Annotated in this window: 14 protein-coding genes; 8 read left to right on the top strand and 6 right to left on the bottom strand. The window is 67.1% G+C overall.

Going from position 1 to position 20,015, the window contains the following annotated elements:
• The first annotated feature begins 612 nt into the window (after window positions 1–612).
• Both OUA97_RS08835 and OUA97_RS08830 read left to right on the top strand, forming a co-directional pair.
• Window positions 613–2,391, top strand: a complete 1,779-nt coding sequence (locus OUA97_RS08835) for an amidohydrolase (RefSeq protein ID WP_267231495.1) — start codon at window positions 613–615, stop codon at window positions 2,389–2,391.
• Window positions 2,392–2,455: 64 nt separating this feature from the next.
• Complete coding sequence (locus tag OUA97_RS08830; RefSeq protein ID WP_267231494.1) at window positions 2,456–3,346, top strand: alpha/beta fold hydrolase; 891 nt, start codon at window positions 2,456–2,458, stop codon at window positions 3,344–3,346.
• Window positions 3,347–3,437: 91 nt separating this feature from the next.
• Here the strand turns inward: OUA97_RS08830 and OUA97_RS08825 are convergent, their stop codons facing one another.
• A complete protein-coding gene (locus OUA97_RS08825; RefSeq protein WP_267231532.1) occupies window positions 3,438–4,100 on the bottom strand; it encodes an amidohydrolase family protein in 663 nt (220 codons plus the stop codon).
• Window positions 4,101–4,150: 50 nt separating this feature from the next.
• Between OUA97_RS08825 and OUA97_RS08820 the strand changes: the two genes are divergently transcribed.
• Window positions 4,151–4,441: a hypothetical protein gene (locus tag OUA97_RS08820; RefSeq protein WP_267231493.1), complete on the top strand. Its 291-nt coding sequence runs from the start codon at window positions 4,151–4,153 to the stop codon at window positions 4,439–4,441.
• A 431-nt stretch (window positions 4,442–4,872) separates the two neighbouring features.
• On the opposite strand, the gene OUA97_RS08815 is transcribed toward OUA97_RS08820, so the two are convergent.
• On the bottom strand, window positions 4,873–5,727 hold the full coding sequence (locus tag OUA97_RS08815) for an alpha/beta hydrolase (RefSeq protein WP_267231492.1): 855 nt from the start codon (window positions 5,725–5,727) through the stop codon (window positions 4,873–4,875).
• An 11-nt stretch (window positions 5,728–5,738) separates the two neighbouring features.
• The gene (locus OUA97_RS08810) at window positions 5,739–7,379 is read right to left on the bottom strand and encodes a sulfatase (protein ID WP_267231491.1); all 1,641 of its coding nucleotides are present in this window, start codon (window positions 7,377–7,379) and stop codon (window positions 5,739–5,741) included.
• A 176-nt stretch (window positions 7,380–7,555) separates the two neighbouring features.
• On the opposite strand from OUA97_RS08810, the gene OUA97_RS08805 reads away from it, so the two are divergent.
• Together OUA97_RS08805 and OUA97_RS08800 are read left to right on the top strand one after the other, a co-directional pair.
• Window positions 7,556–8,578, top strand: coding sequence for a LacI family DNA-binding transcriptional regulator (locus OUA97_RS08805; RefSeq protein WP_267231490.1), 1,023 nt, complete (start codon window positions 7,556–7,558; stop codon window positions 8,576–8,578).
• Window positions 8,575–9,489, top strand: a complete 915-nt coding sequence (locus OUA97_RS08800) for a formylglycine-generating enzyme family protein (protein ID WP_267231489.1) — start codon at window positions 8,575–8,577, stop codon at window positions 9,487–9,489. Before OUA97_RS08805 ends, OUA97_RS08800 begins: the two co-directional genes overlap by 4 nt.
• A 46-nt stretch (window positions 9,490–9,535) precedes the next feature.
• On the opposite strand, the gene OUA97_RS08795 is transcribed toward OUA97_RS08800, so the two are convergent.
• Window positions 9,536–11,962, bottom strand: a complete 2,427-nt coding sequence (locus OUA97_RS08795; protein ID WP_267231488.1) for a TonB-dependent receptor — start codon at window positions 11,960–11,962, stop codon at window positions 9,536–9,538.
• Between the two features lie 140 nt (window positions 11,963–12,102).
• On the opposite strand from OUA97_RS08795, the gene OUA97_RS08790 reads away from it, so the two are divergent.
• The 3 genes from OUA97_RS08790 to OUA97_RS08780 all read left to right on the top strand — a co-directional run bounded on the left by OUA97_RS08790 (window position 12,103) and on the right by OUA97_RS08780 (window position 16,479).
• Window positions 12,103–13,644, top strand: a complete 1,542-nt coding sequence (locus tag OUA97_RS08790) for a sulfatase (protein ID WP_267231487.1) — start codon at window positions 12,103–12,105, stop codon at window positions 13,642–13,644.
• The gene (locus OUA97_RS08785; protein WP_267231486.1) at window positions 13,641–15,515 is read left to right on the top strand and encodes a sulfatase-like hydrolase/transferase; all 1,875 of its coding nucleotides are present in this window, start codon (window positions 13,641–13,643) and stop codon (window positions 15,513–15,515) included. The genes OUA97_RS08790 and OUA97_RS08785 overlap by 4 nt, the downstream gene beginning before the upstream one ends.
• Window positions 15,516–15,678: 163 nt before the next feature.
• On the top strand, window positions 15,679–16,479 hold the full coding sequence (locus tag OUA97_RS08780) for a class I SAM-dependent methyltransferase (RefSeq protein WP_267231484.1): 801 nt from the start codon (window positions 15,679–15,681) through the stop codon (window positions 16,477–16,479).
• Between the two features lie 16 nt (window positions 16,480–16,495).
• Here OUA97_RS08780 and OUA97_RS08775 read toward each other — a convergent pair whose 3' ends face one another.
• Together OUA97_RS08775 and OUA97_RS08770 are read right to left on the bottom strand one after the other, a co-directional pair.
• Window positions 16,496–17,650 carry an acyltransferase family protein gene (locus tag OUA97_RS08775; RefSeq protein ID WP_267231483.1) on the bottom strand — a complete coding sequence of 385 codons (1,155 nt, stop codon included), beginning with the start codon at window positions 17,648–17,650 and terminating at the stop codon, window positions 16,496–16,498.
• Window positions 17,651–17,798: 148 nt separating this feature from the next.
• Entirely contained in the window at window positions 17,799–19,952 is a 2,154-nt protein-coding gene (locus OUA97_RS08770) for a malate synthase G (protein ID WP_267231482.1), read from the bottom strand.
• Window positions 19,953–20,015 lie beyond the last annotated feature (63 nt).

Here is a 20,015-nt window from a genome sequence, read left to right as displayed (position 1 = left end):
CGAACAACGCCGACCGTCGAACTGAACTTGAGGCCGCCCGTGGCCTATCCGAGCCCCCGTATTGGCGCCAGACCGGCGACGCCGCGCCGGGGGCGCCCCGCCCCTAAACGGCGCCTACCGCCTCGCGCCCAGGACTGCGGCGCATACCTAGGTTGGCTCGCGTTCGCGCCTTAGGGTTTCCGCCGATGTCGTCCCGCGCCAGCGGGCACGAACATGCGCGTTGCTGGCGCACGGGCGCCCTTTAGAACGCGGATATCTCTGATCATGGCCAAGCAGTTTACCGGCAGCATCAAGCTCGACGCGCGGGATTCAAAGGCGGACTGGGGCCCTTACACGCCGGGAAGATCATCGGCGTCGGCGTGACCGTGGAAAAGAAGCAGTACCTCGACCTGGAATTGGAGGCCGCAGGAGCGTTCGCCAGAGACTGACGGTCAAGGCGGTTCCCGTTCGTCGATCGGGACCTCTACGGCCTTCCGGCGCGGGATCCCGAGGGCCGATGGATTCTGCGGATTCTAGCGATTGCGGGCCTGCCTCGACTGCCGACGACGGCGTTGCAAGCCGGACGCCGAAGACCGCTGTGATCACCTCGAACAAGTTAGGTGGAGCAAACTTATGTGTATCGCCTGCAGCCCATTGGCCAATGCGCTCACCCAAGCCATCTCGCGCCGCGCAGCTCTGAAACATACGATCGCTGGCGTCACCTTGGCCGGTGCAGCCGGCGCGGCGCCTAGCTTCCTTTGCAGCGACGCGCAGGCGGCGACGGAGGGCGCCGCCACGCTTTATGTCGGCGGCCCAATCGTGACGATCAATGACTCTCAGCCGACAGCTGAAGCGGTGCTCGTGCAAGACGGCAAGATCGTGGCCGTCGGCGCGCGCGCTGACGTCGAAAGCCAAGCGAAGGGGCCGATCACAACCATCGACCTCATGGGCAAGACAATGCTGCCGGGCTTTGTTGATCCGCATGGCCATGTCGTCATGGTCGGTCTGCAGGCGCTTTCAGCGAACCTTCTGCCGCCGCCCGACGGCGAGGGCGGCGACATCCCCGCGCTTCAACGCATCCTACGCGCCTGGATCGCCGAGAACGGCAAGGTTATCGAACGCTACGGCGTCATTGTCGGCTTCGGCTACGATGACTCACAACTCGCTGAGCAGCGCCATCCGACCCGCGCCGACCTCGACGCGGTTTCGTCGGAAACGCCGGTCCTGATCATCCATCAGTCCGGCCATCTCGGGGTCCTGAATAGCAAGGCGCTCGATCAGGCGGGCGTAACGAAGGACACGCCCGATCCGGATGGGGGCGCGTTCCGTCGCGAGACCGATGGATCAACACCAAGCGGCGTCTGCGAGGAGGCGGCGTTCTTCGGTGCGGCCGGGAAGCTCCTGGGCCGTCTCGACGCGCAAGCCTATCTCGAAATGATCAAGGCCGGCGCGGCGTTCTACGCCTCCTTCGGCTATACGACCGTCCAGGAAGGCCGGGCCATGCCGGGTAGCGCGACCATGCTCGCGAAGGCGGGCGAGGCCGGGCTGCTCGATGTCGACGTCGTCGTCTATCCCGACGTCTTTCAATCGATCAAGGAGATCGCGCCCTCGCGCAATTACAAGAACCGCGTCCGCATCGGCGGCGCGAAGGCGACCATCGATGGCTCGCCACAAGGCAAGACTGCGTATCTCTCGCAGCCCTACTACAAGCCGCCGCAGGGAAAGGGCCCGGACTATCGCGGCTACGCGGCTATCACCAAGAAGCAGATCGACGACGCCGTCGATCTGGCTTTCGCAAACGGCTGGCAGATCATCACCCACGCCAACGGCGACGCGGCGGTAGAGTGGCTGATCGAGGCTGTCGACGCGGCGACCGCGAAGCACGGTCGCGGCGACCGGCGCGCAGTCCTGGTGCATGGCCAGACTGCGAGGCTCGACCAGTTGCCGAAACTGAAGGAGCTCGCCATCCTGCCCTCCTTCTTCCCGATGCACACCTATTACTGGGGCGACTGGCATCGCAGCTCGGTTCTGGGTCCGGAGCGGGCCGAGCGCATCTCGCCCTGCAACTCGGCCCGAAAACTCGGCATGATCTTCACAACCCACCACGACGCGCCAGTCGCCAACCCAGACGCGATCCGCGTGCTGTCGGCGACGGTCACCCGGGTGACACGCTCGGGCTATGTGCTCGGGCCCGAGGAGCGGGTCGATACGCTGACGGCGCTCAAGGCCATGACGATCTGGCCGGCCACCCAGTACTTCGAGGAGGCAAGCAAGGGGACGATCGAGCCCGGCAAGCTCGCCGACTTCGTGATCCTGAGCGCCAACCCGCTCGCCGTGAAACCCGAGGAGTTGATCAAGCTCAAGGTCGTCGAGACGATCAAGGAAGGAAAGAGCATCTACCGCGCGGCCTGAGGCACCGGAGCAAGGGCAGCGTTCGCGAGATGCGGGACACATCGCCCCGTGGAAGGCGAAGCGGATGAACGTAAGAGCTTTACGATGGATCGCCGCGGTCGCGGCGGCCGTCGGCGCATACGCGATCGCGTCAGCCAGTCACGCGAGCGCGGCCGACGACGCCCGGCGGTTGATCTCTGCGCATGGTCAAACCATCGAAGCGTTTGTCTTTGGCGCGGGACCGGAAACCCTGATCATGGCTGCCGGCAATGGACGGCCCGCGTCGCAATTGATGGACCTCGCCAAGGCCATTTCTACCTCCACTGGCATTCGCACGGTCGTCTACAACTACCGTGGAATTGGCGCGAGTAGGGGCTCGCTCGACGACTTGACGCTCGTCGGCTACGGCAACGATGTCTGGGCGATCGCCGACGCGCTCGGCGTGCAGAAGGTGCATCTTGCCGGCAAGACCTATGGAAACAGGGTCATGCGCGCCGCGTCCCAGACAAGGCCGGACCGCGTTGCGACGATCATTCTGGTCGGGGCCGGCGGCGAGGTTCAACCCTCCGCAGAGACGGTCGCGCTCTACAAGCGCTATACCGACCCGACCGTGCCCAAGTCCGAATGGCTGTCGCTGCAGGCGAAACTGATGTACGCGCCCGGGAACGAGCACCTTGCGGCAAAGGACGCCGACGAAGGACAGTTTCCGGCGATTGCAGCCGCTCAGGTCAAGGCCAGCGAGGCGACGCCAAAGGAAGCCTGGAGCATGGGCGGAACTGCGCCGATGCTTGCGATCACCTGCGTTCTAGACCGCGTCGCCGTGCCGGCGAACGCCTACAAGATCGCCGAGACGCGCCCAAACACCTGGCTCGCGGGCCTGCCGGCCTGCGGCCACAACATGATCAACGAGCAGCCCGAAGAACTGCGCCGCCTGATCGTCGAGTTCATTCAGGCCCGATCCCGCGACGCCAAGTAGAGGCTTGATCCCGTCGCGGGTTGATCTGAGCCGTGGTCGGCGGGTGCTGCAAAAGGCCGGCGGCCTTGTTCGTCCCGTTCGTCGGGGTGGTTCAGTTCGCAGCCGGCTTGGCCCGGAACGGCTTGCCTTCGAAGACCGTCCCCCAGACCTTTATGTCGCGCAGGCCGCTTACCCCCGCTTCATAGGGGTCTCTGTCGAGAACCGCGAAGTCGGCCAGCTTGCCAGCTTCAATGCTGCCCAGTGCGGTCTCCATGCCGATCATGTAGGCGGCGTCGATGGTGACGGCGCGGAGGGCCTGGTCGAGGGTCAATCGCTCCGTTGGACCGAAGACCTTGCCGGACATCGTTTCCCGCGAGACGGCGGTCCAGGCGAGGAATAGCGGTTCGGCCGGCGCCATCGGGAAGTCGGAGTGCAACGCTACCGGCACGCCGCGCCTGACCAGGCCGCCAAGCGGCGCAATGTGCGCGGCGCGGTCTGCGCCCAAGCCTCTTTCCGCATAGCGGTCCCCGAGATCATATAGGTAGAACGGATTGGCGGACACCTGCGCGCCCAGTTTCGAAACGCGGCGAGAGGTGCCGTCGTCAGCGTAGCCATAATGTTCGATCGTAAAGCGCGGGTCTGCGCGCGGCTTCTCGTCCTGCAGCTTCTGCAGGGTATCCAGGACCAACCTGGCGCCCCCGTCGCCGTTGGTGTGGACATGTGATAGGCGGCCTGACCGTTGGTGGCCGGCGTCTTTCGCCCCATGATGTTCCAGGGCTCAGGGGTGATCCACGTCGTCTCGAATGCGATTGCGCCCAGAATGGGATGCAGGTGCGGGTCGATAAGGCCCGGCATCAGCACCTTGTCCTGAAACGTCACGTCGATGCGATGAGGGTGCTGCTTCAACCAGGGCTGGAGATCTTCCAGCGATCCAACGCTCAAGATTTCGCGCCCGCGGATCGCCACAGCCGTCGCCGTCGGCTGGCCGGGATTCATGGTGACGATCTTCTTGGCGACGAAGACGGTGATCGTGTCCGGCTGCTCAAGCGCGGTCGCCTGCGTCGCCATGGCGAAAGCGAACAATGCCCCGAGGGCCAAGCTCCTCGCGAGCTCTAATGTGCGTTGCATACTTCGCTCCATTCGACTTTCCATCGCCTGATGCTGGGCGCGAGCAGGCGGATGGCGTCATTCGAGTTGTGGCGGCTCTCACACTCCAGCCTGCTGCAAACACCGAGCGCAGAAGGGGGACGCGCCTTGCTTGAGCGGCATCCCGTTGTTGATGGCCTCCATGACCTGGATTGGTTTGCCCCAAGCTGACTGAAGGCCCCATCGAGGCCCGTTCCGCCCACAGGGTCACCAAATCGGCGTCGCACGCAAATCAGGTGAAACCCGGGTCTGGCTCCACGCCAAGTTGGGGGGCGGACTCGCGCAGTGGAGAAATCAGCGACCTGGCCGGCCAACCTTAAATTGGCCCGACAATACATGCGCGACGTGGGCCGAGTGCGCCCCCGGGAAGACGCCGGACACCGGAATGCAGCGCCGCGGCGTTAGCCGTCCTTCTCGCCCAGGAAGGCCAGCATCCGGTCCAACGTCGCCTCGTAGGGCGACACCCCGAGCCCTTCGTCGGCGGTGCGGCGGTTGAAGAAGCCGTGGCCCTGGCCGGCATAGGCGGTGAGCTGGCAATCCTTGCCCGCGACGCTCGCCCGCGCGCAGAACGCTCGCACCGAGGCGATCGGAACCAGCTTGTCGTCCTCGCCGTGGAAGATGGCCATGCGCGGCAGCGATTGCAGGTCCATCAGGGCCGGTGAGATCGCCCGCGCGTCCGGCTCGGAAAGGCCGGTTCCGACGCGGATCAGGCCGCCGGTAAGGTCGACCGCCGGGTTGAACAGAACCAGCGCCGAGGGCCGCGCATCGGCGGGCGCGCGCAGCGCCGTCATCAGCGCCAGGTGCCCGCCGGCCGAGCCGCCGGCCAGCACCACCCGGCCCTTGTCGATGCTCAGGTCCTCGCCATGGGCCAGCAGCCATCGATAGGCTTGGCCCGCGTCCGCCACGGCATCGGTCGGAGTGGTCTCGTCGCGGCAGAAGACACGGTAGTCGGCGAGCGCCACGACATAGCTGCGGGATTGCAAGGCGCGGGCCTGACCGACGAACTGCGACACCTGCCCCTGCCGCCAGCCGCCGCCGAAGAAGAACAGCGCCGCCGGCCGCGGCCCGACTCCGTTCTGCGGGCGCAGCACGTGGATCTTCAGCGGCCTGCCAGCGTCGGCATAGACGAAGGCCTCCGCGCCCTCGATCTGCGCTTCCTGCGGAGCCACCCCGGCGCAGCGTCCTTCAGCGGCCGGCTGGGCCGGACTCGCGCCCGCCATCGACCAGGCCGCCAACCCCAGAGCCGCGCCGGCCATCCAGCGCCCCATCATCTCCCTGGACGCCACAGGTAGGGGCGCCCCGCCTTGTCGGCGGCGGCCTTGCCGGGGCTGTCGGGGAAGACGCCGTTCAGCCGGTCGGGACGATCGGGGACGACCTGCCACTGCGGCGGGAAGTCGGCGGCCCTCGAACCGTCCTTGTCGCGCCAGACCAGGCCCGAGCTGTAGCGGTCGGTGTAGGGCACGACGTGCTCGCCCTTGTCGTTGGCGAGCTTGGCGAACAGCCGGGCGCGCAGGTCGATCTTGGCCTGCAGATAGGCCGGGTCATCGATGAGGTTGGTCATCTCGCCCGGGTCCTTGGAGAGATCGTACAGCTCCTCCAGGTCCCAGATGCCGTGGTACTGGATGTACTTCAGCTTGCCGCGCTCGATGGCGAACGTGGTCGGGGTCTGCGGGAAGGTCCATTCCCAGTAGTATTCATAGACGAAATCGTCCTCGACCCAGTCCTTGGCCGCGACCTCGCCGGTGGCGACCGGCAGGACGCTGCGCCCCTCGAACTGGGGCGGCGGCTTCACCCCGGCCACGTCCAGGAAGGTCGGGGCCAGGTCCAGGTTGCGCACCCGTGTTTCGTTGACGACGCCCTTGGGCAGCATTCCCGGCGCGAAGGCGACCATCGGGACCTTTACCGACGGCTCGTAGGCGTTGCGTTTGTCGATCAGCCCGTGCTCGCCCATCAGGAAGCCGTTGTCGCTCATGAACACCACCAGGGTGTTCTTCTCCAGGTCATGCTTGCGCAGATAGTCCAGCGTGCGCCCGACGCTGTCGTCCACGGCGCTGAGCGTGCGGTAGTAGTCGCGGAAGTAGTCGGCGACATCGCGGCTGGAGTGGTAGGCGAAATCGACGCCGTGCCAGCTGTTGCGCTGGTTCTGCACCCACATCGGCTTGCCGGTCCGGTTTTCCGGCGTGTCGGCGGCGCTGGCCGGCAGCGTGACGGCGAAGTCCTTGTATTGGTCCGCATGGCGCGGCGCCGGCTTGGCGTCGGAATGCACGGCCTTGTGGGACATGTAGATGAAGAACGGCTTGGTCTTGTCGCGGCCCTTGTCCAACCACTCGAGCTCATAGTCGGTCAGTTCGTCGGTGATGTAGTTCGTCTGCGCCACGGTCTTGCCGTCGACGTTCAGCGTCTGGCGCTTGCCGTCCGCCACCTCCTGCGGCGTCAGACCGTCGGTCGGGAAGTAGGTCCCCTGCCCCTTGAAACTGACCCAGTGGTCGAAGCCCGGGCGCGGGCCGTCCGAGGCCTGCCCCATGTGCCACTTGCCGAAGAAGGCGGTCTGGTAGCCGGCCTCCTGCAGGTACTTCGGGAAGAAGGTCAGCCCCGCCTCGGACGCGTTGTTGTTGTCGACGATGCGGTGATTGCGGGTCGTCTGGCCGGTCAGGATCGTCGCCCGGCTGGGCGAGCACAGCGACGAGGTCACCACAGCGTTGGGGAAATAGACCCCGTTCTTGGCCAGGTAGTCGATGTTCGGGGTCTTCAGCCCCGGCGTCAGGAACCCCATCGCGTCGAACCGCAGGTCGTCCACCAGGATGAAGACGATGTTTGGCTGCGCTGCCGGCTTCGCGGCCTGCGCCGCCAGCGGCATCGAAACCGCGGCCAGAGCCGCAGCTCCCGCACGGACGAAGGTGGAGATCATGCTCGATTGTCCCGACTAACTCGTGAACCTTGGGTATGCCGCCCAATAGACAACGTTGTCAATTTTTTGTGGACTTGGGCCTCATATCAGCATCAACCGCCCGCACGCCGCCGCATTGCCTTGCAATGCCCGAAAGCTCGAATACTCAGAACCTGAAGGCAGCCGACAAGAGACCCATGAGCCAGACCTCGACGCCCGCCCGCAGGCCCACGATCAAGGAGGTCGCCAAGCTGGCCGGGGTCTCGTTCAAGACCGTGGCCCGTGTCGTCAACAACGAACCCAGCGTCACGGCCGAGCGCCGCGAGGCGGTTCACAAGGCGATGACCATGCTCAACTACGCGCCGAACGTTTCGGCGCGGCAGCTCGCCAGCAAACGCTCCTACCTGTTGGCCCTGGTGTTCGGCGGCGGCGGCCTCGACAACTTCGCCAGGGCCCAGACCGGGGCCATCCGCCGTTGCCGCGAGGCCGGCTATCAGCTGATCGTCGAAGAGGTCGTCCCCGGCTCCGAGACCGAGGTCGCCGCCCGACTGCAAAACGCCCGCGTCGACGGCGTCATCGTGCTCCCGCCGCTCTCTTTCCACCCTCCCCTCCTGGAGGCGCTTCGCGAGCGCGCTCTCCGCTACGCGCTGATCTCGCCGGACGGCGGCGATCCCATCGCCTCAAGCGTCGGCCTCGACGACAAACTGGCCGCCAAACAGATGACCTCGCGGCTCATCGCGCTCGGACACCGGGACATCGGATTCATCTCCGGCGGCGATCGACGCGCCTCGACCTATCGCCGCATCGGCTATCGTGCGGCGCTTGAGACGGCGGGCATCCCGCTGCGCCCAGACCTCGAGGCCGAAGGCGACTTCAGCTTCAAGAGCGGCGAGGTCGCTGCGCGCCAACTCCTCGGCGGCCCGGTACGGCCAAGCGCGATCTTCGCGGCCAATGACGGCATGGCGCTCGGCGTCATGGTCGCAGCAGCGCGCCTCGGGCTTCGGGTGCCCGAGGATCTCTCCGTGGCCGGTTTCGACGACATGCCCTACGCCAAGCTGGTCTGGCCGGAATTGACGACCATTCGCCGTCCATTGCGCGAAATGGCCAGCACCGCCGTCGACCTGCTGCTTGAGCCTGAGGATGGCCGAGCACCGCACCACGTCGTCCTCGACTTCGAGCTGATCGAGCGCGGCTCGACCATGCAACGGACCGCGCCATGAGCGTGCTGCGGGGCATGCGCCGCCTGAGCGGCGGTGAGTTCGTCATGGGTTCGGAGCGGTTCTACCCCGAGGAGCGCCCGCTGCGGCCGGTCCGCGTCGACCCGTTCTGGATCGACGAAACCCCGGTGACCAACCGGCAGTTCGCCGCCTTCGTCCGCGCCACGGGCCACCGCACCCTGGCCGAGATCCCGCCCGATCCGAAGGATTATCCGGGCATGCCGCCCGAGATGGCGCGCGCCGGCTCGCTCGTCTTCCAGCCGACCGCCGGGCCGGTCTGGACGGGGGACCCGAGCCAATGGTGGGAGTTCAAGTTCGGAGCCTTCTGGCGCCGGCCGCTGGGGCGGCCGGGCCCGATGGCGCTCGACGATCACCCGGTTGTCCACGTCGCCTACGAAGACGCCGCCGCCTACGCCGAATGGGCTGGCAAGTCGCTGCCCACGGAAGCCGAATGGGAGTTCGCCGCCCGCGGCGGCCAGGCCTCAGAGTTCGCTTGGGGCGACGAGCTGGCCCCCGGCGGAGCCATGCTCGCCAACTACTGGCAGGGCGAGTTCCCTTGGCGCAACTCCAAGCTCGATGGTTGGGAGCGAACCTCTCCCGTCGGCAGCTTCCCGCCCAACGGCTATGGGCTGTCCGACATGATCGGCAATGTCTGGGAGTGGACCTGCGACTGGTACGCCGACGCTGGCGACCTGGTGGCGGCAAGCCCTTGCTGCGTCCCGAAGGGCGGGGCCATGGAGGCGAGCTACGATCCGGCGACGCCCCAGGTCATGATCCCCCGAAAGGTCATCAAGGGCGGCTCGCACCTGTGCGCGGAATCCTACTGCCAGCGTTATCGGCCGGCGGCGCGCCACCCGCAGGCGATCGACTCGTCCACCGGCCACATCGGCTTTCGCTGTGTGGTCCGCGACTGAGAAAAATGGCGGGCGCTTCGGAAAGCGCCCGCCAGGCGGGGAAACCCTAGAACTTCATGCCCAGTGTCACGCCGTAAAGCCGCTCGGCGTCGCGCGGGATGTAGGCCGTAACCTCATTCGGGAACTGCGGGCTCGCCAAGGTCGTGCTGTGGGCCATGCCGACGTAATAGGTCTCGTCCAGCAGGTTGCGTACGAACAGGGTGGCGCTCAGTCCGCGAACCACGTCGCGCACCCCGAAGCTCAGATTGACCATGGTGTAGGCGTCCTGCCGCAGCAGCGGGTCCTGCTCGACCGCGAACTGCTGCTCGGTCTGGTAGGTAACGTCCGCCTGCACGAAACCCGACCAGTCGCTCCCGGCGAACTCCCGTTCGTACCTGGGCGACAGACTCAGACGCCATTCAGGCGTGCTGGGCAGGCGCCCGTCCCGGATGTCCTGCCTCGGCGCCCCGGTCACCAGCACGCCGGCGGCGTTCGGCAGGCGGGCGCGATAGCAGGTGTTGGTCGGGAAATCTCCCGTCAGCACCGGCGCGCCCGCCTGGAACTGCAGCGGACAGTTCAGACCGTCCACCTCGATCAAGGCCTTGGTGTAGGTCAGCGATCCCGACAGCGAGAAGTTCTCGTTCGGCCGCCAGTCGCCCTCCAACTCGAACCCCTTGGTCGTCGAGGATCCGGCATTGGTCTGCACGTACTGGATCACCCCCGTCGTCGGATCGGAGCGGTTCGCCTGAATCTGCAGGTCCGTATACTTGGCGTAGTAGATGGCCAGGCTGAACGTCAGGCCCGCTTCCGGCAGCCGCCCCTTCAGGCCCGCCTCGTAGGCGTCGACATGCTCGGGCATCACTGGCGGGTCGTTGACGAAGTCCTCGGTCAGCTCGGTGCCCAGGCCCAGCCCCTTGTAGCCCCGCGCATAGGTCGCATAGGCCTGCATGTCTGGGCTCAACCGATACTGCAGCCCGATCTTGCCGGTCATCGCCGTATCGTCTGCGGTCCGGGTACCGATCGAACGGGTTCCAGTCGGTCCCTGCAGAGGCAGGTCGCCGGGGTTCAGCTGCAACCCCGGCCGGTTGCCGATCACCGTCACTTCCTCGCGCTGCACGCGCGCGCCGGCGATGAGCTTCAGGTTCTCGACCAACTCGAACTCGGCCTGGCCAAAGGCGGAGATGTGCTCGCTCTTGAGCTTGGCGCTGTGATAGCCCGAGCGCGTGACATAGGTCGCGCACGGCTGACCGAGCACCAGGCCCGTTCCCGTGCAGGTGTCGATCGCGCGCTTGAAGTCGCGATGGATCAGGACGTCCGAATAATAGAGGCCAGCGACGTACGACAGCCGCTGGCCGGGATTGTTGGCGATCCGCAGTTCCTGGCTGAAGTTGCCGATGTCGATCGGGCCGTCATTGACGCTGAAGCGCGAGTTGCCGTTGCTCGGCTGCGACCCGAGATAGATCGGCCGCGGCGTGTAGAGGCCATCGACGTCGATCTGGCCGTGCTCCTTGTACTGCTGATAGGCGCTAAGCGAGGTCAGCGCGCCCCAGCCCAGATCGTAGTTCGCCTCGAGGGAGACCATCGCCTGGTTGGTCTTCGACAGCGTCTGGACGTCGGAGCTGATCGAGCGATTGCTGGGCGAGGCGACGATGGGTGCGATGAGCTGGGCCATGACCGGGTTCGGGGTCGAGACCAGCACTGGCCGTCCGATGGTGCCGACGAACATCCGATAGTCGCCGGTCAGCAACAGGCTGAGTTGTTCCGTCGGCTCCCATTCCAGCTTGCCGCGAACGCCGAAGCTCTCGAACCCGCCCTCGTCCGCGCCCGTCCGGACATTGCTGATATAGCCCCCGACGTCGTTGTAATAGGCCGAGATCCGCCCTGCGAGCGTGTCCGAGATCGGACCGGTCACGCTGGCCTTGATGCGGTATTCGTCATGGGTGGCGATCGTCGCCTCGGCGTTGCCTCCGAACTCGTGACTCGGCCGCGCGGTCACCAATTGCACGACGCCGGCGGTCGCGTTCTTGCCGAACAGCGTGCCCTGCGGTCCGCGGAGCACCTCCACCCGCTCAAGGTCGGCGAAATCGGTGAGGCTCTGGGCCGGGCGGGCCATTACGACGCCGTCGATCACCAACGAAACCGAGGATTCGACCCCCTGCCCGAACAGCGAGGTGCCGATCCCGCGAATCCGGAACGAGCTGTTGGCCGGCGTGCTGCCCGCCTGGAAGGTTAGCGACGGCGCCGCCCGCACCAGTGACGCCGTATCGGTGATGTTCTTGGCCGCCAACGCCTCGCCGCTGACCGCCGTCACCGCCACCGGCACGTCCAACAAGCGCTCGGTGCGCTTCTGCGCCGTCACCAGCACTTCCTCGATTTCCACGCCGCCTCCGACCGGCTGCGCCGATGCGGCGCCCGCCAGGGCGCAGAGCGCCGCCCCGGCCATCCATGCGGCCGTCCGGCCACGAGCAAACTGGTGTGTGAGATCCTTCGCCACGCGCTTCCCCTCCAAGGCTGCATGCGCCCACTGACCGTCCAAACGGTCGCGGTCGTTCTTGACAACGTTGTCTATTTGACAATCATGTAATCGTTGTCAAGCCACTTGGATTTCGCCGCCGCAGCGGGCTAGGGAGTCACATGCCGTCCGTATTTCGCCTTGCTCAGACCTCGCTGCTCGCCCTGAGCGCGGGCCTGTCGCTCGCCATCGCCCCGCCCGTCGCGGCGGCCCCGGCGCCCGCTGCGACAGCATCCGTCCCTGCCGTCCAGCGGCCGATGAACGTGCTGCTGATCATGAGCGACGACCTCGGCGCGCGGTTCGGCGGCTACGGCTTTCCAGAGGTGAAGACGCCCAATCTCGACCGGCTGGCGCGCGAAGGCGTGCTGTTCGAGCGCGCCTACACCCAGTTCCCGCAATGCGCCCAGAGCCGCTCGTCGTTCCTGACCGGCCGCCGCCCCAACGCCACGCGGGTATTCGACCTCAAGACCGACTTCCGCGCCGCCCTGCCCGACGTGGTCACGCTGCCGCAGTACTTCCGCCAGCAGGGCTACTATGCCGGTCGAGTCGGGAAGATCTTTCACCAGGGCGTGCCCACCCACATCGGAACCAGCGGTCCCGACGACGCGCCGTCCTGGACCGAGGTCGTCAATCCGCGTGGCCGCGACAAGGACGCCGAAATCGCCGGCCGGCTCAAGAACCTGACCCCTGGCATCCCCTACGGCGCGGCCTGGGCCTATCTGGACGACGAGGGCAAGGACGCCGAGCAGACCGACGGCAAGATCGCCGACGAAACGGTCAAGATGCTCGAGAAGGCCAAGGATGGGCCGTTCTTCATCGCCGCCGGCTTCTACCGCCCGCATGTCCCGGACGTCGCGCCCAAGGCCTATTTCGACCTCTACCCGCCCGAGAAGATCCGGATCGAGGACGCCCCGCCCGAACATGCCGCGGTTCGCCCGCTGGTGACCTCGAACATGTGGCCGGCCAACTACGACGCGCCCGAGGCCGAGCGGCGCAGGATGATGCAGGCCTATTACGCTTCGACCACCTTCATGGACGCCCAGGTGGGCCTCGTGCTCGACGCCCTCGACCGGCTGGGCCTGAAGGACAACACCATCGTCGTCTTCATGAGCGACCATGGCTACATGCTGGGCGAACACGGACAGTGGCAGAAGAACGCCCTCTGGGAGTCTTCGCTGCGCACGCCGCTGATCATCCGCTCGCCCGGCGCCCGGGGAAACGGCGCGGCCTCGCCCAAGCCGGTCGAACTTCTGGACATCTATCCGACCCTGGTCGAGCTGGCCGGACTCCCCGCGAAGGGCGGCCTGGAGGGCGTCAGCCTCACGCCGCTGCTGGCTGCGCCGCGCAAGGCGGCCTGGGACCGTCCCGCCTACTCCCAGGTCCAGGGCGGGCGCAGCGTGCGTACCGACCGCTGGCGCTACACCGAATGGGAAGGCGGCCGCCTCGGCGCCTCGCTCTACGACATGGTCGCCGACCCCAGGGAGCTGCGGAACCTCGCCGGGGAAGCGAAATACGCCCCCATCGTCAGGAAGCTGCAGGCTCTGTTGCCAAACGAGACGGTAGAGCCGCGCGGACCTGCCATGATCCTCTACGATCGCGCCGCAGGACTGGCCAAGTTCGAGACCTATGCCGACGCCCTGGCCAAGGACGAGGGAAAGAAGTGACGAACAGGCTCACCAGACGAAGCGCGCTTGCGACAGCAGCTGCTGCGGCGGCGGCCGGCCCGGCGTTGGCGGCGCCCGCAGCGCGCCCGAACATCCTCTGGCTGGTGAGCGAGGACAACAATCCGCTGATCGGCGCCTATGGCGATCCTCTGGCCCGCACGCCGACCATCGACGCCTTGGCCGCAAGGGGCCTGCTCTATCGCAACGCCTACGCCAACGCCCCGGTCTGCGCGCCATCGCGCTTCGGCATCCTGACCGGCCTCTATCCGGAATCCTGCGCGCCGGCCGACCACATGCGCGCCCGAGCGTCCCTGCCCCGTGACCTGAAGACCTACCCGGAGCTGCTGCGCGCCGCCGGCTACTACTGCGCAAACAACGCCAAGACCGACTACAACAGCGATGTCGATCCCGCCGCGATCTGGGACGCCTCGGGCGCCAAGGCCCACTGGCGTGACCGCCCGGCCGGCAAGCCGTTCATGGCGGTGTTCAACTACGAGACCACGCACGAGTCGCGCCTGTTCCTGAGGCCGACCGAGGGCGCGGTGAAGCCCGCGCAAGTGCGCGTCCCGGCCTACCTGCCCGACACCCCGGCGATCCGCGGTGATTTCGCCAGCTACTACAATCTCATGGAACGGATGGACGGCCAGCTGGCCGAACGTCTGGCGGAGTTGCAGGCCGACGGCCTCGCGGACGACACCGTCGTCTTCTACTACTCCGACAACGGCGGCTCGCTGCCGCGCAGCAAGCGCTACTGCTACGACGAGGGCCTGCGCTGCGCGCTGATCATCTACCTGCCGCCGAAGTGGGCGCACCTCGGCAAGCGCCCGCCCGGTTCCAAGGTGGACGAGCCGGTCAGCTTCATCGACCTCGCTCCGACCCTGCTGTCCCTGGCCGGGATCGAGCCGCCCCGGGAGATGCAGGGTTCGGCCTTCCTCGGCCATCGCGCCCGACCGGCCAAGCGCTACGCCTTCGGCATGCGCGGACGCATGGACGAACGCTACGACCTCGTGCGCACGGTCACCGACGGCCGCTGGCGCTATATCCGCAACTACATGCCCCACCGCCCCTGGGGCATGCACGGCGCCTTCGAGTGGCTGGCCAAAGGCTATCAGGACTGGGAGCGCGCCTACCGCGCCGGGTCGCTGAACGCCGACCAGAGCCGTTTCTTCCAGGCCAAGCCGTTCGAGGAACTCTACGACCTTTCGAGCGACCGCGATCAGGTCCGCAATCTCGCCGCCGATCCGGCCGCCAAGGGCCAGCTCGCCGTCCTGCGCACGGCTCTCGATCGCCACATGTTGGCCATCGTCGACAATGGTTTCATTCCCGAGGGCATGGCGCCGGAGGGCTATGAGGCAAGCCGTAGCGCGACCTATCCGCTAGCCAAGGTCATGGCGCTGGCCGGCCTGGCGGCCCGCGGACGGCCAGAGAACCTGCCAGTGCTGCGCAAGGCGCTCGCCGACCCAAACCCTGTGATGCGCTACTGGGCCGCGACGGGCCTGCTGATCCTGGGCGGCGAGGCTGCGAAGGCCCGCGCGCCGCTCGCCGCGGCCATGCACGAAGAGCCGCTCGCCCAGGTTCGCGTAGTCGCCGCCGAGGCCGCGGCCGGCCTGGGCGACACCGAAGCGGTGAGCATCCTCGCCGCCCTCACGGGCGAGCCTCAGCCTTGGCAGGTCCAACTGCAGGCGCTGAACGCCCTCACCGCGCTCGGCGAGACGGCCCGGCCCGCACTGCCCGCCCTTGAGCGCGCCGCTCAGAGCCAGCAGGAATATGTGCGCAACGCCGGCCGCTACATATGCGCCGTGTTGAAGGGCGAGTATCGCCCCGACTATCCGGTCTTCGATCTCGCTCGCATGATGGGCCGCGCCGGCTAGTCTCCGGCGGCTGGAGCCGCCCCATCGCTGACGTTCGACGCGCCGGCGGTGTGCCGGTTTGGGCTATCGCTCGCGACGCATGATCGCCGCGTGCACCTTCCATCACTGAAGGACGCCGCTGCCGAAACAGACGCGGCCCATTGCAGACGCCGGATTCCTCTGCTTGCCTGAGCGCACTACATCTTTTGCGTGCGGGGCGGTTTTGAGCGATCAACGGGATACCTTCGACGCGGTGGCGGCCGAGTACGACGCCGTGCGCCCGCTCTATCCCGACGAACTGTTCGATGATCTGGCGGACGTCGTCGGCGACGCTGGCCAGTGGGTCCTGGAGGTCGGTTGCGGCAGCGGCCAGGCGACCAGCGGCTTGCTCGCCCGCGGTTGGCAGGTTGTGGCCGTCGATCCCGGCGCCGACCTGATCGCCCTTGCGCAGACGCGCCTGACCGGCGTCGATTTTCACGTCGATCGGTTCGAGAGTTTCGCTCCCGAGCCGGCGCGCTATCGGCTCGTCGCCTCCGCGCAGGCGTGGCACTGGATCGACCCGAACGTCAGCTTTCCCAAGGCGGCGACAGCCCTGCAGCCAGGCGGGTGGCTGGCGATCTTCGGGCACGTTCCACTGCCTCCGCCACCGGAGGCCTTGAAGGTGCTCGAGCCCATCTATGCGGAGATCGCGCCGGACCTTTGGCGCCCCCCGCCGCAAGCCTGGTACCTGCCGGAGGGCCCCGTTCGCACGCTCTTCGATGCTTCGGGCCTATTCGGACCAGTGACCTGCAAAGCCTACGCCTGGTCCGAGCGCGTCACCGCCGCCGGCTTTGTGAGACAGTTGCGCACCCGATCCGACTACAATGTGATCCCGCAGGACCGACGCGAACGCCTGTTGGCCGAGGTCGAGAAGGCGCTTGCGCGGTTCGGCGAGCTCTCGCTGCGCAACGAGACGCATCTCTATCTGGCCGAACTCAAATCCTGAGCGCCGCGGTCCAGCCCTATGGGCTGGACTGTGACCTCGCCCCCTGCGGCCGGAGGTCGACAAGGCGCCCGCGCCGGCCGGCCAGCCGCGACTTCCACTGTAGCGCACGCTTCTCGAGCAGGTGCCAGGATGCATAGCCCATCACCCCCGCCGCCAGGGTGCTCACTGCGAAAAGCGCATGCCAGGAAATGGCGCCGACGCCGCCGGCAAGGGCCACGAACGTCTGCTGGACCGGCCATCCGTATAGGTACATGCCGTAGGAAACATCGCCGAACCGCTTGAGGTCGGGCAGGCAGAAGCGCCGCGCGGTCGCCAGCATCAGCAAGGGGTAGGCGCCGTAAATCGGAAACAGGTCGTAGGCGTGGTTCGTGGCTACCGCGGCGACGAGGACCGCCCCGCAGGCCAGCAGCGGCCAGGCTGGCAGGCGCTCGGCTCTACGCCAGACGAAGAACACCAGGGCCCCGGCGAAAAAGGACGATCCCACCAGCAGGAAGTCGTCGAAAGGCCTGGGCGCGCTGTCGACCCGCCATGGACCGACCATCGGCAATGTCAGAAGCAGAAGCGCCGCCAGCACCGGCCAGCGCAACAGGCGAAGCGCCAGCAACAGCCCGATCACGACGTAGCAGATCAACTCCTGCGGGATCGTCCAAAGCGAGCCGTTAAAGGTCCGTCCCAGCGCCCGATCGTCCGCATAGAACGCCACGCTGTGCAGGTCGTACGGCGTGCCGGGATGCAGGATGGTCTTGATCGTATACTTCAGCGGGACGAGGTCCGCGAAGAAGCGGACCGGATCCATGCTGGTGAAGCTGACCCCGAGAATGATGCTGGTCGCCAGAGCGCACACCGCCAGCCCGGGATAGATGCGCAGCACCCTGGCCACGACATAGGCCTGCAGCGTCCTGCTGTTAAAGGCGCTCCGGGTGATCAGGAACCCGCTGATGACGAAGAATACGCAGACCCCGTAGATGCCTGCGATGGATCCGGTCAGCCGATAGAACGGCTCGTTGGCCTCGGTTCCCTCCGCCAGCAGGAAGGCGTGGGAGAACAGCACCGAGGTCGCTGCGATGATCCGCAGCCAGTCGAAATTCGGATAGTGGAATTCCGACGCAACGCGCCCAACGGGCAAGCCGCCGGCCTCGGGCTCGTTAGCCACAGGTCCGCTCGCAGCCATCTCGCTAGGTCTCCACGCCCACCCCGGGACAACTTAAGCATGCAGAGCCCCGGATGACCAGCAAGAGGCCGCCTGGTCCCCGCGTGACCTCTCCTCGTCCGCAACGACGGGCGGCCGGGATCGCAGCACGATCCCGGCCTGGCCGGCGTCAGGCTTCGGCCAGCTGCGCCTTACGCTCGCGGCGGCGGCGGGTCAGGACATGCTCGGTGTAGCCGTTCGGCTGCACGCGTCCCTCGAACACCAGCTCCAGCGCGGCCTGATAGGCGATGCTGGCGTCCAGGTCGGGGCTCATCGCCTGATAGGCGGCGTCGCCAGCGTTCTGCGCGTCGACCACCTTGGCCATCCGAGCGAAGGTCTCGCGCACCTGCGCCTCGGTGCAGATCCCGTGGTGCAGCCAGTTGGCGATGTGCTGGCTGGAGATCCGCAGGGTGGCGCGGTCTTCCATCAGCCCGACGTCATGGATGTCCGGCACCTTCGAGCAGCCGACGCCCTGGTCGATCCATCGGACCACGTAACCGAGGATGCCCTGGGCGTTGTTGTCCAGCTCCTGCTGGATGTCGGCAGCGTTCCAGTTGGACTTCGCCAGCGGCGGGGTCAGCAGCTCGTCGGTCCCGGTCTTGGTCGCCGACTTGAGCATCGCGGCCTGTAGAGCTGGCACGTCGACCTCGTGATAGTGCAGCGCGTGCAGCACCGCGGCCGTCGGCGACGGCACCCAGGCGGTGTTGGCGCCGGCCTTCGGGTGGCCGACCTTGGCGGCCAGCATGTCCTTCATCATGTCGGGCGCCGCCCACATGCCCTTGCCGATCTGGGCGCGGCCCGGGAAGCCCGTGGCCAGGCCGATCTCGACGTTGCGCTTTTCGTAGGCCGGCAGCCAGGGTTCGGCCTTGATGGCGTCCTTGCGGACCACCGGGCCCGCTTCCATCGCCGTGTGGATCTCGTCGCCCGTGCGGTCGAGGAAACCGGTGTTGATGAAAACGATGCGGTCCCGCGCGGCGTGGATGCAGGCGGCCAGGTTGGCGCTGGTGCGGCGCTCCTCGTCCATGACGCCCAGCTTCACGGTGTTGCGCTCCAGGCCGAGCGCGTCCTCGACCATGTCGAACAGGCGCACGGCCAGCGCGACCTCATCGGGGCCGTGCATCTTCGGCTTCACCACATAGACCGAACCGGCCTTGCTGTTGCGGCGCGCGCCTTTCAGGTCATGCAGGGCGGCGGCGACGGTGACCAGGGCGTCGACCGCGGTCTCGAACACCGGCTCGCCGTTGAAGGTCACGGCGTCGGTCAGCATGTGGTGGCCGACATTGCGCACCAGCATCAGGCTGCGGCCGCGCAGGGTCAGCGCGCCGCCGTTCGCGGCGGTATAGGTGCGGTCCTCTTCCAGGCGGCGGGTCTCGGTCTGGCCGCCCTTGGTGAAGGTCGAGGTCAGGTCGCCCCGCATCAAGCCCAGCCAGTTGCGATAGACGTTGGTCTTGTCCTCGGCGTCGACGGCGGCGACGGAATCCTCGCAGTCCTGGATGGCGGTCAGGGCGGCCTCGACCAGCACGTCGGAGACGCCCGCGGCGTCGTCCTTGCCGATGTTATGGGCGCGGTCGATCAGTATCTCGAGATGCAGGCTGTTGTGGGCCAGCAGCACGCCGGCCGGCGCGGCCGCCTCGCCACGATAGCCCACGAACTGGGCCGGGGTCGCCAGTGCGACCTCCTGGCCGTCCTTCAGGCGCACGACCAGCCCTTGCCCGGCCACCACATAGGCCGCGGCGTCCGCATGCGAGCCCGAGGCCAGCGGCGCCACGCGGTCCAGGAAGCTCCGGGCGAACGCCACCACCTTGGCCCCGCGCACCGGATCATAGCCCTTGCCGCCGGTCGGCGGTTCGAGCGCATCGGTGCCGTATAGCGCGTCATAGAGGCTGCCCCACCGCGCATTGGCGGCGTTGAGCGCGAAGCGGCCATTCGAGACCGGAACCACCAGCTGCGGACCGGCGATCGAGGCGATCTCCGGATCGACGTTGCCGGTGCTGATCTCGAAGGGCGCCGGCTCGGGCAGCAGGTAGCCGATCTCACGCAGGAAGGCGGTTTCCTCGGCCACGTCCAGCGGCTTGCCGCGACGCTCGCGCCACCAGCTGTCGATCTGCGCCTGCAGCTCGTCGCGGCGCTGCAGCATGGCCGCGTTGCGCGGGGTGAAGTCGGCCAGCACCTTTTCCAGCGCGGCCCAGAAGGCGTCCGGAGCTACGCCCGTCCCCGGCAGCAGCTCGCCTTCCACAAAGGCGTGCAGCGTGTCGTCGACCGTGAGGGATTTGCTGATGTTCATGCGACCCGTGTCCCCAACTAAAAGCGTCCCTGGGCTTCGCCGCAGTGCAGCGCGCCGGACCAT

It is taken from the genome of Phenylobacterium sp. 58.2.17, assembly GCF_026411515.1.
In the GTDB taxonomy this organism is placed as follows: Bacteria; Pseudomonadota; Alphaproteobacteria; order Caulobacterales; family Caulobacteraceae; genus Phenylobacterium.
The sequence above is the reverse complement of the archived record's forward strand: the minus strand, read 5'-3'. Positions and strand labels throughout refer to the sequence as shown.